This window comes from Cellulomonas sp. ICMP 17802 (genome assembly GCF_041295535.1).
GTDB lineage: Bacteria > Actinomycetota > Actinomycetes > Actinomycetales > Cellulomonadaceae > Cellulomonas.
On the sequence record NZ_JBGFQZ010000024.1, the window covers coordinates 39,470 to 51,982 of the forward strand.

At 74.1% G+C, this 12,513-nt stretch carries 13 protein-coding genes; 5 read left to right on the forward strand and 8 right to left on the reverse strand.

All coding sequences use genetic code 11. The features are described from left to right. Positions 1-5 precede the first annotated feature (5 nt). Positions 6-698: an HAD family hydrolase gene (locus AB5970_RS15180; RefSeq protein WP_370504777.1), complete on the reverse strand. Its 693-nt coding sequence runs from the start codon at positions 696-698 to the stop codon at positions 6-8. 92 nt (positions 699-790) lie between these two features. Between AB5970_RS15180 and AB5970_RS15185 the strand changes: the two genes are divergently transcribed. Continuing rightward, positions 791-1,648, forward strand: coding sequence for a PAC2 family protein (locus tag AB5970_RS15185; RefSeq protein ID WP_370504778.1), 858 nt, complete (start codon positions 791-793; stop codon positions 1,646-1,648). A 299-nt stretch (positions 1,649-1,947) separates the two neighbouring features. Here AB5970_RS15185 and mshC read toward each other — a convergent pair whose 3' ends face one another. Beyond that, a complete protein-coding gene (gene mshC / locus AB5970_RS15190; RefSeq protein WP_370504779.1) occupies positions 1,948-3,207 on the reverse strand; it encodes a cysteine--1-D-myo-inosityl 2-amino-2-deoxy-alpha-D-glucopyranoside ligase in 1,260 nt (419 codons plus the stop codon). A gap of 56 nt (positions 3,208-3,263) precedes the next feature. On the opposite strand from mshC, the gene AB5970_RS15195 reads away from it, so the two are divergent. Further along, positions 3,264-4,271, forward strand: a complete 1,008-nt coding sequence (locus AB5970_RS15195; protein ID WP_370504780.1) for a CorA family divalent cation transporter — start codon at positions 3,264-3,266, stop codon at positions 4,269-4,271. A 4-nt stretch (positions 4,272-4,275) separates the two neighbouring features. Here AB5970_RS15195 and AB5970_RS15200 read toward each other — a convergent pair whose 3' ends face one another. Beyond that, complete coding sequence (locus tag AB5970_RS15200) at positions 4,276-5,166, reverse strand: undecaprenyl-diphosphate phosphatase (RefSeq protein ID WP_370504793.1); 891 nt, start codon at positions 5,164-5,166, stop codon at positions 4,276-4,278. An 80-nt stretch (positions 5,167-5,246) separates the two neighbouring features. Here AB5970_RS15200 and AB5970_RS15205 point away from each other — a divergent pair, with 80 nt between their 5' ends. Beyond that, entirely contained in the window at positions 5,247-6,206 is a 960-nt protein-coding gene (locus tag AB5970_RS15205; RefSeq protein WP_370504781.1) for an aldo/keto reductase, read from the forward strand. Here the strand turns inward: AB5970_RS15205 and AB5970_RS15210 are convergent. Continuing rightward, positions 6,203-6,496 carry a primosomal protein gene (locus AB5970_RS15210; protein WP_370504782.1) on the reverse strand — a complete coding sequence of 98 codons (294 nt, stop codon included), beginning with the start codon at positions 6,494-6,496 and terminating at the stop codon, positions 6,203-6,205. The two genes, AB5970_RS15205 and AB5970_RS15210, sit on opposite strands and share 4 nt — an antisense overlap. Positions 6,497-6,597: 101 nt before the next feature. Between AB5970_RS15210 and AB5970_RS15215 the strand changes: the two genes are divergently transcribed. After that, complete coding sequence (locus AB5970_RS15215) at positions 6,598-6,840, forward strand: DUF5703 family protein (RefSeq protein ID WP_370504783.1); 243 nt, start codon at positions 6,598-6,600, stop codon at positions 6,838-6,840. A gap of 12 nt (positions 6,841-6,852) precedes the next feature. Here the strand turns inward: AB5970_RS15215 and AB5970_RS15220 are convergent, their stop codons facing one another. Both AB5970_RS15220 and folE read right to left on the reverse strand, forming a co-directional pair. Then, positions 6,853-8,058: an NAD(P)/FAD-dependent oxidoreductase gene (locus AB5970_RS15220; RefSeq protein WP_370504784.1), complete on the reverse strand. Its 1,206-nt coding sequence runs from the start codon at positions 8,056-8,058 to the stop codon at positions 6,853-6,855. A 9-nt stretch (positions 8,059-8,067) separates the two neighbouring features. Next, positions 8,068-8,640, reverse strand: a complete 573-nt coding sequence (gene folE, locus AB5970_RS15225; RefSeq protein WP_370504785.1) for a GTP cyclohydrolase I FolE — start codon at positions 8,638-8,640, stop codon at positions 8,068-8,070. Positions 8,641-8,716: 76 nt separating this feature from the next. Here folE and AB5970_RS15230 point away from each other — a divergent pair, with 76 nt between their 5' ends. After that, the gene (locus AB5970_RS15230) at positions 8,717-9,406 is read left to right on the forward strand and encodes a helix-turn-helix transcriptional regulator (RefSeq protein ID WP_370504786.1); all 690 of its coding nucleotides are present in this window, start codon (positions 8,717-8,719) and stop codon (positions 9,404-9,406) included. Between the two features lie 4 nt (positions 9,407-9,410). On the opposite strand, the gene AB5970_RS15235 is transcribed toward AB5970_RS15230, so the two are convergent. After that, complete coding sequence (locus AB5970_RS15235) at positions 9,411-10,760, reverse strand: M20/M25/M40 family metallo-hydrolase (RefSeq protein ID WP_370504787.1); 1,350 nt, start codon at positions 10,758-10,760, stop codon at positions 9,411-9,413. 32 nt (positions 10,761-10,792) lie between these two features. After that, positions 10,793-12,513: M3 family metallopeptidase (locus AB5970_RS15240; RefSeq protein ID WP_370504788.1), on the reverse strand; the 1,721-nt coding region annotated here is incomplete at its 5' end.

The window sequence follows — 12,513 nt, forward strand, 5'->3', positions numbered from 1 at the left end:
ACCGGTCAGCTCGCGCGCAGCCGGTCCAGCACGTCGCCGCGCGCGATCCGCGTGAGATCGGCCAGCGTGAGTCCCACCAGGGACGGGACCCGGCTGAGGCCGGGCCGCTCGGCCACGGCCTGCATGACCTCGACCGCCAGCACCCGGGCCCCCGAGGCCACGGCCGACGTCACGCCCGTGCGGGAGTCCTCGACGGCGACGCAGGTCGCGACGTCGACCCCCAGCCGCTGCGCGGCCAGCAGGTAGGGCTCCGGGTCGGGCTTCGGCCGGCTCACCTCGTCGCCGCTGATCACCACGTCGAACAGCCCCACCGCCGCCGCGAACGGCTGGGCCAGCACGGCGAAGGACGACGTGACCAGCGCCATGGGCACCCCGGCGGCCGCCACCTGCTCGAGCAGGTCCTGCGCGCCCGGCTGCCACGGGATGCCGCTGGCCACCCCGGCCGCGACCCGCGAGTTGAGGAAGTCGACGATCTCCTCGGGCGGAAGGTCCACGCCGCGGTCCCGCAGCGCCTGCGCGCTCACCAGCATGGGGTTGCCCACCAGGGCGAGCCCGTCCTCGTGGGTCCACACGCCGCCGTGGGCCTCGACCAGCTCGGTCTCCGCCGCGATCCAGTACGGCTCGGTGTCGATGAGCGTGCCGTCCATGTCCCAGAGGACGGCGGCGGGCGCGGCGAGGTCGGAGAAGGTGCGGGGCATCGGTCCATCGTACGAGCCGGCGCAGGGGGTCTTCCGACGCGCGCGGACGGGCCGTCCGCGGCGGGCGCTCCTGCGCGCTCTAGTCTGAGCCGATGAGCGAGTCCCCACCGGCCGACCTCCCCGTTCGCGAGACCGTGCTGCTCGCGGCGTTCGAGGGATGGAACGACGCCGGGTCGGCGGCCACCCAGGCGCTGGAGCACCTGCACGAGGTGTGGAACGCGGAGCAGGTCGACGAGCTGGACCCCGAGGAGTACCACGACTTCCAGGTCAACCGCCCGGTGGTCGGCCCCGGTCCCGACGGTCGCCGCGAGATCACCTGGCCGACCACGGCCGTCGCCGTCGCGACCGCGCCCCTGACCGGCCGCCGGATCGTCCTGGTGCACGGCATCGAGCCCTCCATGCGCTGGCGGCGGTATTGCACCGAGCTGCTCGACATCGCCGCGACCCTCGAGGTGGACGCCGTGGTCACCGTCGGTGCGCTGCTGGCGGACGTGCCGCACACGCGACCGATCCCCGTGAACGCGACCAGCGAGGACCCGGACGTGCGCGACGTCTTCGGCCTGGAGCCCAACACGTACGAGGGCCCCACGGGCATCGTCGGCGTGCTGCAGCACGAGGCGGCGGCCCGCGGGCTGCGCGCGATGTCGCTCTGGGCCGCCGTCCCGCACTACGTGGCGCACCCGCCGTCCCCCAAGGCGACGCTCGCCATCCTGCACCGCCTCGAGCAGCTGCTGGGCGAGCCGGTCCCGCTGGGTGAGCTCCCCGACGACTCCGCCGCCTGGCAGCACGGCGTCGACGAGCTGGCGGCCGAGGACGCCGAGATCGGCGAGTACGTGCACCAGCTCGAGGAGGCCAAGGACACGGCCGACCTGCCCGAGGCCAGCGGCGAGGCGATCGCGCAGGAGTTCGAGCGCTACCTGCGCCGCCGCGACAAGGGCACAGGCGGCTGACCCCGCTTTCGCAACGTCCGAGCAGAAGCAGCCCCTGACCCCCACCTGCTCGGACGTCCCCCACCCTGATCCCACAACGTCCGAGCAGATGCAGCCCCTGGGCCCCAATTGCTCGGACGTCCGCAGATTCGGTCGCCCCGGCGCGCGAATGTGCGGACGCAGCGGTGAGGAACCCTGACGTCCGCAGATTCGGTCGCCCCAGCGCGCGAATGTGCGGACGCACCGGTCAGAAGACCCGGACGTCCGCAGATTCGGTCGCCCCGGCGCGCGGATGGGCGGGCGTCCGGTGCCGCGGCGACCTACAGGCGGATGCCCAGCAGGGCGTCGAGCAGGCGGCCCATGATGCCCGGGGCGCCCTCGACCGGCTCGGCGGTGCCGGCCAGCGCCAGGTCCGCCCACGCGTCGACCGCGGCGAGCGCGGCTGGGGTGTCGAGGTCGTCGGCGAGCGCCACGCGGACCGCGGCCAGGGTGCTGTCGGCGTCGGGACCGCCGTTGCCGGAGACCGCGCGGCGCCAGCGCTCGAGGCGGTCCTGCGCGGCGTGCAGCTCGGCGTCGGTCCAGTCCCAGTCGTCGCGGTAGCGGTGCGCCAGGATGGCCAGCCGCACGGCCATGGGGTCCACGCCCTGCTCGCGCAGCGCGGAGACCAGGACGAGGTTGCCGCGGGACTTGCTCATCTTGTGGCCACCCAGCCCGACCATGCCGGTGTGCAGGTGGACGCGGGCGCCGTGCCCGGAGTCGAGCAGCCGGGCGTGCGAGGTGCTCATCTCGTGGTGCGGGAAGAGCAGGTCGGACCCGCCGCCCTCGACGTCGAAGGGCAGGCCGAGGGCGTCGCGGGCGATCACGGCGCACTCGATGTGCCAGCCGGGCCGGCCGCGGCCGAGCGACCCGCCGTCCCACGCGGGCTCACCGGACCGCTCCCGACGCCACAGCAGCGGGTCGAGCGGTGCGCGCTTGCCGGGCCGCTCGGGGTCGCCGCCGCGCTCGCGGGACAGCGCCCGCATGGTGTCGTCGTCGAGCCCGGCGACCGCGCCGAAGTCGATGTCGGCCGAGAGGTCGGCGTAGACGTCGCCCAGGCCGTCGTCGTCGAGCGCGTCCGGGGACGGCACCCGGTACGCGGCGCCGGCGGCCAGGAGCACCTCGACGGCCTCCACGACGGCGGGGATGACCTCGACCACGCCGGAGTACACGTCGGGCGGGATGACGGCGAGCGCGGTCATGTCCTCCGCGTACAGCGCGGTCTGCTCCGCGGCCAGGTCGCGCCAGTCGACGCCGGTGGCCGCGGCCCGCTCGAGCAGCGGGTCGTCCACGTCCGTGACGTTCGAGGCGTACCGCACGGTGTACCCCGAGTCCCGCCACGCCCGTCCGAGCACGTCGAAGGCCACGTAGGTGGCGGCGTGACCGAGGTGGGTGGCGTCGTAGGGCGTGATCCCGCAGACGTACAGCGTGGCGTCCTGCCCGGCCGCGGCCAGGACCAGCCGGTCGGTCGAGGAGTCACGCACCTGGACCGGGAAGCCACGTCCGGGGATCTGCGGGATGAACGGGGGTGGCCAGGTGAGCACGGCGGAAGCCTAGCCGCGTCCCGGCGCGAGGCCGTGCAGAGGTCCACAATGCCGAGGTGAGCACCGAGCCCCTGACCCAGCCCGACGAGCGCGTGTGCGTGGAGACCTCGGACGGGTGGAAGGTCGCCGAGCCCGGCGCGCGGAGCACGGGCGCGCGCTGGGTGATCGTCGACTCGGTCGACGACCTGTCCGAGGCCGCGCGCCGGCATGGCATCAGCGAGCACGCCATCGCGCTGCTCGAGCACCGCATCCCCGGCGCGCACGCCCCGACCCCGAACCACGTCCAGCGCGCCCGGCTCGACCGCTCCCCCGACGGCGAGCTCATCCTGACCACCCCGACGCTCTCGTACGTCGAGTCCACGCGCGACGTGAACACCGGGGCGCTGACCAGCGTCGTCGGCGACGACGTCGTGCTCATGGCCGAGATGGGCGACGCGCACGTGCTCGACCGCGCGGTCGAGAAGCTGACCGGCGGCTTCCCGGTGCCCGACGAGGGCGTGCACCAGGTCCTCGCCGTCGTCGTGCTCACGCTCGTCTCGGAGGCCTCCGACGTCGAGATCGGGCTGGGCGACGCCGTCGCCGAGGCCGAGCGCCTCGTGTTCTCGACGGCGCGGCACCACAACCCGCTCGAGACCATCTACGACCTCAAGCGGGAGATCGCCGAGGCCCGCCGCGCGCTCAGCCCTGTCACGTCGGTGCTGCCCGAGCTCATCGCCGAGGCCGAGGAAGCGCCGGGCCAGCGGCAGTCGCAGCCGTGGCTGCGCCGGGCCGAGGCGTGGGTCGACCGCCTGGACAAGCACCTCGACAGCTACGACAACCTGCTGAGCGACATGCTGTCCGTGCACCTGTCGCAGGTGTCCGTGCGGCAGAACGAGGACGTCCGCAAGATCTCGGCGTGGGCGGCCATCGCGGCCGCGCCGACGCTGCTCGCGAGCGTGTACGGCATGAACTTCCGGCACATGCCGGAGCTCGACTGGACCTACGGGTACCCGCTCGCCATCGGCGCCATGCTGGTGATCTGCGGATCGCTCTGGACGCTGTTCCGCCGGTCCGGCTGGCTCTGAGGCGCTACGGCGTGACCGGCGCGGTGTTCGGCTCGAGCACGCCCGTGAGCAGCAGGATCACGACGAGGGCGGCGAGCCCGAGCCGGTAGTACACGAACGGCTTGTAGCTGAAGGTCGAGACGATCTTCAGGAACACGATGATGACCAGGTAGCCGACGACGAACGCCACGAGCGTCGCCACGAGCGTGGGGCCGAACCCGGGCGTGCCGCCCTTCCCGAAGTCGCCGACGCTCTTGGCCAGCTGGAACAGGCCGGACCCGAACACGGCCGGGATCGCCAGCAGGAACGAGTACCGCGCGGCGGCCTCCCGCGTGTAGCCCATGAGCAGCCCACCGGTGATGGTGCCGCCGGACCGGGACACGCCGGGGATGAGCGCGAGCGCCTGCCAGAAGCCGAACTGCACGGCGTGCCGACCGGTCAGCTCCGTGAGCTCGCGCTGCTTGGCCCCCACCCGGTCGGCCCACCCGAGCACCAGGCCGAACCCGGCGAGGGTCAGCGCGATGAGCCAGAGGTTGCGGAAGGTCTGCTCGATCGCGTCCTGGAACGCCAGCCCGAGGATGACGATCGGCAGGGAGCCGAGCACGATGAACCACGCCATGAGCGCGTCGTGGTCGGAGGCCTGGCCCGGGGGCATGCCGGCGCGCGACCGCCAGTCGGTGCCGTGGTCGCCCCGCAGCGCGCGCCACCAGGCGCTCGCGATCCGCGCGATGTCGCGCCGGAAGTAGAGGATCACCGCGGTCTCGGTGCCCAGCTGGGTGATCGCGGTGAACGACGCCCCCGGGTCGGTCGACCCGATGAGCTCGCCGACGATGCGCAGGTGCGCGCTCGACGAGACCGGGAGGAACTCGGTCAATCCCTGCACGAGCCCCAAGAGGATCGCTTCACCCAGTCCCATCGCGTCCGTCACGAGCGGAACGATAGCCGGGGTGCGTTGCCGCAGATGACACACACGCGCGCCGATTAGGGTTGCGCCTCATGGAACAGCGCCACCTGGGCCGCACCGGCTTGCGGGTCTCCCGGCTCGGGCTCGGCACCATGACGTGGAGCCGGGACACCGACGAGCACGACGCGACCGAGCAGCTCCGCGACTTCACCGACGCCGGCGGCACCCTGATCGACACCTCCGCGTCGTACGCCGACGGCGGTGCCGAGGAGCTGCTGGGCACGCTCCTCGGCGACGTGGTGCCCCGCGACGAGGTCGTGCTCTGCACCAAGGCGGGCATCCGGCGCACGAGCACCGGCGGCGTGGTCGACGCCTCGCGCGGCGGCCTGCTCGCCTCGCTCGACGGCTCGCTGCGCCGGCTGCGCACCGACCACGTCGACCTGTGGCTCGTGCAGACGCCCGACCCGCGCACCCCGCTGGACGAGACCGTGTCGGCGCTGCGCCTGGCCGTGACCAGCGGTCGCGCCCGCTACGTCGGCCTGTCCAACCACGCGGGCTGGCAGGTGGCCCGCGCGGCGAGCCTGCTCGAGGGCGAGGTCGGCCTGACCGCCGTCGAGGCGGAGTACTCGCTGCTGCAGCGCGGGATCGAGCGCGAGGTCGTGCCGGCGGCCGTCGCGCTGGGCGTCGGCGTGCTCGCCTGGTCGCCGCTCGGCCGCGGGGTGCTGACCGGCAAGTACCGGCGCACCATCCCCGCCGACTCCCGGGCCGCGTCCCCGCACCTCGCCGGGTTCGTCGAGCCCTACCTGGCGCGGGCCGCGGCGACCATCGTCGAGGCCGTGGCGACCGCCGCCGACGGTCTCGACCGGACGCCGCTGGAGGTCGCGCTCGCGTGGGTGCAGGGCCGCGGCGTCGCGTCGGCGGTCGTGGGCGCCCGGACCGCCACGCAGCTGCGGGCGTCGCTCGCGGCGCAGGACCTCGTCCTGCCCGACGAGCTGCGCAAGGCGCTCGACGAGGTCAGCGCGCCGAGCCTCGGGTACCCCGAGAGGTTCTAGCGGGTGGCCTCGTCGGCGAGGTCGTCGACGTCCGCGTCGTCGTAGTCCTCGTCCTCGTCGTCCTCGTCGTCCTCGTCCTCGTCGTCGTCCTCCTCGGCGAGGTAGAACGGCGTGGCCTCGCCGTGCACGGTGCCCAGGGCGTCGTCGTAGACCTCGAATGCGTCGGCCAGGATGTCGTAGGCGTCGTCGACCGCCGGGTCGTCCTCGCCGTGCGGCGCGGCGACGGCGGTGTAATGGGCCTCGAGGGCTGCGATCAGGCGGTCCAGCGCGGCACGCGGGTCGACGGTCATGCGACGACCGTAGCCTCCCGCGAGGCACAATGGCAGCGCGTAAGGTTCTTCGGCACCAGCATCGGGACGTAGGCGCGGAGACGCGCGGGACGGGGTGGTCGATGGCAGACGGACAGACGAGGACGAAGCGCCCCGACTGGGTCGCGCAGGGCGGTCAGTACGAGTACCGCGTGCTCCGGATCCCGGCGACGACCTCGCGCAACGACGCCCGCCGGATGCTCACCGAGCAGGCCGAGCTGGGCCGGTGGGAGCTGTCCCGCACGCTGCTGTTCGCGGGCGGCGAGCGCAAGGTCTGGCTGCGGCGGAAGGTCATCCGCGTGCGCAGCACCCTGGGCTCGGACTGACCCCGCCCCGCCCTACAGCTCGGCGAGCGGGACGCTCTCGTCCGCCAGCCTCTCGGGCGGGATCCGCCGGCCCACGAGCGCGCGCAGCCGGTCGTTGACGTCCCAGACGTTGACGTTCATCGCGGCGCGCACCCGTCCGTCGCGCAGCCAGAACGCGACGAGCTCCGACCCGGCCGGGTCGCCGCGCACCACCACGTCGTCGTCCGCGTCCGCGAAGCCGACGTACTCCATGCCGAGGTCGTACTGGTCGGTGTAGAAGTACGGCTGCCAGTCGTGCACGGCGTCCTGGCCCAGGATCGAGCGAGCCGCCAGCGCACCCTGCCGGATCGCGTTGTCCCAGTGCTCCACCCGCAGGCCGTGCCCGAGCGCGGTGTTGTGGGCCAGCGCCACGTCCCCGGCCGCCAGCACCGCGGGGTCGGCGGTGCGCAGGCGCTCGTCGACGACGATCCCCCGCGCGTCCGCCGCGAGGCCGGCCGCCACGGCGAGGCCGACGTTCGGCGCGGCGCCCACGCCGACGAGCACGACGTCCGCGGGCACGAGCTCGCCGCCCACCCGGACGCCGGTGACGCGTCCGGCCGCACCGTCGAAGGCCTCCACGCCGACGCCCGTGCGCAGGTCCACGCCGTGCGCCCGGTGCAGGGCCGCGAAGTGCGCGGCCAGCTGCGGACCGAGCACCCGCAGCAGCGGCTGCGCGGCGTACTCGAGCACCGTGACGTCGCAGCCGGCCGACCGCGCCGCGGCCGCGACCTCGAGGCCGATCCAGCCGCCGCCGACGATCACCAGCCGCGACCGGGCGTCCAGGTCGCCGCGCAGGAGGTCGCTGTCCGCCAGCCTGCGCAGCGTCCGCACGCCGTCGAGGTCCGCCCCCGGCACGTCCAGCGTCCGCGGGCTCGACCCGGTGGCGATGACGAGGTGGTCGTACCCGAGCACGCCGCCGTCCGAGAGCGCGACCGTCCGCGCCTCCCGGTCGACGGCCGTGGCCGTGGTGCCGAACCGGGTCTCGACGTCGTGCTCGGCGTACCAGTCCTCGGGGTGCACGAACACCTCGTCGCGCGGCGTGGCCCCCTGCAGGTAGCCCTTGGACAGCGGGGGTCGCTCGTAGGGCCGGACGGGTTCGTCGCCGACGAGGGTGACCGGCTGGTCGTCGCCCTCCTCGCGCAAAGTGGCGACGACGTGCGCCGCCGCGAGCCCGGCACCGACGACGACGGTTCCTGACATGACGACCTCCTACGGACGGACGGCGGCGAGGAACTCCGCGCGGGTGGCGGGCGAGTCCCGCAGGGCGCCGGACAGCGCCGACGTGGTCGTCACGGTGCCACCCGCGCGCACGCCCCGCATGGTCATGCACAGGTGCTCGGCCTCGATGACGACGCCGACGCCGCGGGGGGCCAGCTCGGCGTCGATCCAGTCCGCGACCTGACGGGTGAGGCGCTCCTGGACCTGCGGGCGGCGCGCGAACATCTCGACCACGCGCGCGAACTTGGACAGGCCGAGGATCCGCCCGGCCGGCAGGTAGCCGACGTGGGCCACGCCGACGAACGGGAGCAGGTGGTGCTCGCACATCGACTGGACGGGGATCGAGCGGACCACGACGAGCTCGTCGTAGCCCTCGTCGTTGGGGAAGGTCGTCATGGCGAACGGGCGCGGGGTGAGCATCGCGGCGTAGGCCTGCGCCATGCGGCGAGGGCTCTGCTCCGTTCCCGGCGTGTCGCACGGGATCCCGAGCGCCTCGAGGAAGGTGCGGGCGGCGTCCTCGGCGGCGTCGATCCCGACGTCGGCGCGGGTGGTCGTGAGCGTCACCGCAGAGCCTCGTTTCTATCGGAGATAGACTTGTACTTTAGAAATCTCCGCCTGTAGTGTCAATGGGGTGGACGGGGTGAGCACGGGGACCTTCGCGGCGGACGCCGAGCGCATCGGCGCGCTCGCGGACCCGGTCCGCCTGGCGCTCTACCGCTTCGTCCGCTCCCAGCCGGAGCCCGTCAGCCGGGACCAGGCTGCCGACGCGGTGGGCATCCCCCGCCACCAGGCGCGGTTCCACCTGGACCGGCTCGCGGTCGACGGGCTGCTCGCCACGAGCCACGCGCGGCTCACGGGCCGCACCGGCCCGGGGGCGGGCCGGCCGGCCAAGCTCTACCGGCGGGCCGCCCGCGAGATCGCGGTGACCCTCCCCGACCGCGAGTACGAGCTCGCGGGGCGCCTGCTCAGCGACGCGGTCGCGGAGTCGGCGCGGACCGAGGAACCCGTGCTCGACGCGGTGAACCGCAGGTTCGCCGCGTACGGCGCGGCCGCGGGCGCGGAGGTCCCCGCCGACGCCGACGGCGACCCGCTCGACGCCGCGGCCCAGGCGCTCGCCCGGCACGGGTACGAGCCCCGCCGAGACGGCGCGCGGGTCGACCTGCACAACTGCCCGTTCCACGCGCTGGCGCAGGTGCAGACCGAGCTCATCTGCACGGCCAACCAGTGCTTGGTCGCGGGGCTGGCCGACGCGGTGGCACCCGACCGGCTCACCGCGCGGCTCGAGCCGCACCCGGACCGGTGCTGCGTCGTGCTCGAGGCGCGGCCGTAGCCGCTCAGCAGGTGCGCAGCAGGCGGTCCAGCACGCGGGTGCCGAAGCGCAGAGCGTCGGACGGCACGCGCTCGTCGACGCCGTGGAACATGCCGGCGAAGTCGAGGTCGGTGGGCAGCCGCAGGGGCGCGAAGCCGTAGCCGCGGATGCCCAGCCGCGCCAGCGACTTGTTGTCGGTGCCGCCGGACAGCGTGTACGGGAGCACGGTCGCGTCGGGGTCCTCGGCCACGAGCGCCTCGACCATGCGGTCCACCAGGTCGCCGGAGAACGGGACCTCGAGAGCCGTGTCGTGGTGCAGCCGCTCGATCCGGACGTGCTCACCCGCCAGGTCGGCCACCGTGCGCCCGAACTCGTCCTCGAACCCCGGCAGGAACCGTCCGTCGACCGTCGCCTCGGCGGACCCGGGGATGACGTTCGCCTTGTAGCCCGCGGACAGCTGGGTGGGGTTGGTGGTGTGGCGCAGCGTGGCGCCGACGAACTTCGACGCCGGGCCCAGCGCGGCGACCAGCCGGTCGATCCCGTCCGGGTCCGCCGGGTCGAACGGCAGGCCCGTGAGCTGCGCGACGCCCTCGAGCAGGGCGTGCACGGTCGGCGTGAGCTGCAGGGGCCACGCGTGCCGGCCCAGGCGCGCGACGGCCTCGGCCAGGTGCGTCACGGCGTTGTCGGCGTTCACCTGGCTGCCGTGGCCCGCGCGGCCGTCGGCCACGAGCCGCAGCCACGACAGGCCCTTCTCCGCCGTCTGCAGCAGGTAGGCACGCCGCCCGCCGACGTCCACGGAGAAGCCGCCCACCTCGCTGATCGCCTCGGTGGCGCCCTCGAACAGCTCCGGGCGGTGGTCCACCGCCCATCGGGCACCGAGCGAGCCGCCGGCCTCCTCGTCGGCGAACATCGCGACCACGACGTCCCGCGCCGGCTTGCGCCCCTCGCGGGTCATCTGCCGCACGACGGACAGGATCATCGCGTCCATGTCCTTCATGTCGACGGCGCCGCGGCCCCAGACCAGGCCGTCGACCTCCTCGCCGCCGAACGGGTCCACGGTCCAGTCGTCGGCGCGCGCGGGCACGACGTCGAGGTGCCCGTGCAGCACGAGCGCGGGCCGGCTCGGGTCCGCGCCCTCGAGCCGGACGACGACGCTGGCGCGGCCGGGCGTGCTCTCGAACAGCTCGGGGTCCAGCCCGACCTCGGTGAGCAGGGCCATCACGTGCTCGGCGGCGGCGCGCTCCCCCGGACCGGAGTCGTCCCCGTAGTTCGACGTGTCGATCCGGATGAGGTCGCGGCAGATCTGCACGACCTCGTCCTCGGCGGTCACGGACGGGCTGACGGGGGTGCCGGAGGCCGGGTGGGTGACGGGCATGCCGTCCACCGTACCGGCCTCCGGCACCGGGCTCAGGCGCGTCCGGCCGGCGCCGCGGCCGCGCCGAGCAGACCCCGGCGGGCCAGCAGCGGGTCGATCAGCGGGTCGCGTCCGCGCAGGTCGCGGAAGGCCTGCATCGGGTCGAGCGAGCCGCCGCGGGACAGCAGGCGGGCGCGGAACGTGTCGCCGTTCTCGCGCAGCAGGCCGCCGTTCTCCCGGAACCACTCCACAGTGTCGGCGTCGAGCACCTCGGACCAGATGTACGAGTAGTAGCCGGCCGAGTACCCGCCCCCGAACACGTGGTTGAAGTACGTGGTGCGGTAGCGCGGCGGCACGGGCGCGTAGTCCACGCCGGCGCGCTCGAGCGCGGCCGACTCGAACGCCTCGACGTCACCGACGTCGGTGGGCACCTGGTCGGGCGACAACCGGTACCAGGCCTGGTCCAGCAGGGCGGCGGACAGGTACTCCGTGGTGGCGAACCCCTCGCCGTCCTGCCGCGCCGCGAGCAGGGTGTCCACCCACTCCTCCGGCATGGGCTCGCCGGTCTCGTGGTGCCGCGCGAACGCCCGGACGATCGACGGCTCCCAGGCCCACATCTCGTTGACCTGCGACGGGTACTCGACGAAGTCCCGCGGCACGGCGGTCCCCGACTGCGACGGCCACCGCACGGCGGAGAACAGCCCGTGCAGGGCGTGCCCGAACTCGTGGAACACCGTGATGACCTCGTCCCACGTGAGGAGCGTGGGCTCGCCCGCGGGCGGCTTCGGGATGTTCAGGTTGTTCACCACGACCGGCGGCTCGTCCAGCAGCGTCGACTGGTCCACCAGGTTGTTCATCCATGCGCCGCCACGCTTGGACTCGCGGGTCCAGTAGTCGCCCAGGAACAGCCCGCGCCCGGTGCCGTCCTCGTCGAACACCTCGAACACGCGCACGTCCGGGTGGTAGCCCACGAGGTCGTGCCGCTCGGCGAACGTGAGCCCGTACAGCGCGTTCGCCGCGCGGAAGATGCCGTCGGCCAGCACGCGCTCGAGCTCGAGGTACGGCCGCAGCAGCGCGTCGTCCAGCGACCGGCGCTCCTTCTTGACCTGCTCGGCGTAGAACGCCCAGTCCCAGGGCTCCAGGGTGGCCTCCGGATGGTCGCGCTCGAGCGCCTCGGCCAGGTCGGCGCCCTCGACCCGCGCGTTGGCGACGGCGACGGGCGCGAGCCGCTCGAGGATGTCGGCGACGGCCTCGGCGGTCTTCGCGGTCGCGTCGGCGGCGACGTACGCGGCGTGGTGCGGGTACCCGAGCAGCTGCGCGCGCTCGGCGCGCTTGCGGGCGAGGCCCAGCAGGGACGGCCGGGTGTCGTGCGGGCCCGACGAGCCGCGCCCGGCGGACGCGCGGAACACCCGCTCGCGCAGGCCGCGGTCGCGCAGCACCGCGAGCGGCGCCTGCTGCGTGGGCAGCGCGAGCTCGAGGAACCAGCCCTCCTCGTGCCCGCGGTCGCGTGCGGCCTGGGCGGCCGCCGCCCGGGCGTCCTCGGCGAGCCCGTCCAGCTCGTCCTCGTCCGTGACGAGCACGCCGGCCGCGTTGGTGGCCGCCAGCAGGTCCCGCCCGAACGCCGTCTCCAGGCTCATGATCTCGGCGTTGAGCGCGCGGAGCCGGTCCTGCGACGCCTCGTCGAGCCCCACGCCCGCGCGCACGAACTCGGTGTGCGTGCGGTGCAGCAGCCACGCGGTGTCGGGCTCGAGCTCGAGGGCGCCTGAGTCCACGT

Bases quoted from the DNA above. Each gene is read 5' to 3' on its own strand.
- AB5970_RS15180 (WP_370504777.1), bottom strand. From the start codon at position 698: ATGCCCCGCACCTTCTCCGACCTCGCCGCGCCCGCCGCCGTCCTCTGG.
- AB5970_RS15185 (WP_370504778.1), top strand. From the start codon at position 791: ATGAGCGAGTCCCCACCGGCCGACCTCCCCGTTCGCGAGACCGTGCTG.
- AB5970_RS15200 (WP_370504793.1), bottom strand. From the start codon at position 5,166: ATGGGACTGGGTGAAGCGATCCTCTTGGGGCTCGTGCAGGGATTGACC.
- AB5970_RS15205 (WP_370504781.1), top strand. From the start codon at position 5,247: ATGGAACAGCGCCACCTGGGCCGCACCGGCTTGCGGGTCTCCCGGCTC.
- AB5970_RS15210 (WP_370504782.1), bottom strand. From the start codon at position 6,496: ATGACCGTCGACCCGCGTGCCGCGCTGGACCGCCTGATCGCAGCCCTC.
- AB5970_RS15215 (WP_370504783.1), top strand. From the start codon at position 6,598: ATGGCAGACGGACAGACGAGGACGAAGCGCCCCGACTGGGTCGCGCAG.
- AB5970_RS15220 (WP_370504784.1), bottom strand. From the start codon at position 8,058: ATGTCAGGAACCGTCGTCGTCGGTGCCGGGCTCGCGGCGGCGCACGTC.
- AB5970_RS15235 (WP_370504787.1), bottom strand. From the start codon at position 10,760: ATGCCCGTCACCCACCCGGCCTCCGGCACCCCCGTCAGCCCGTCCGTG.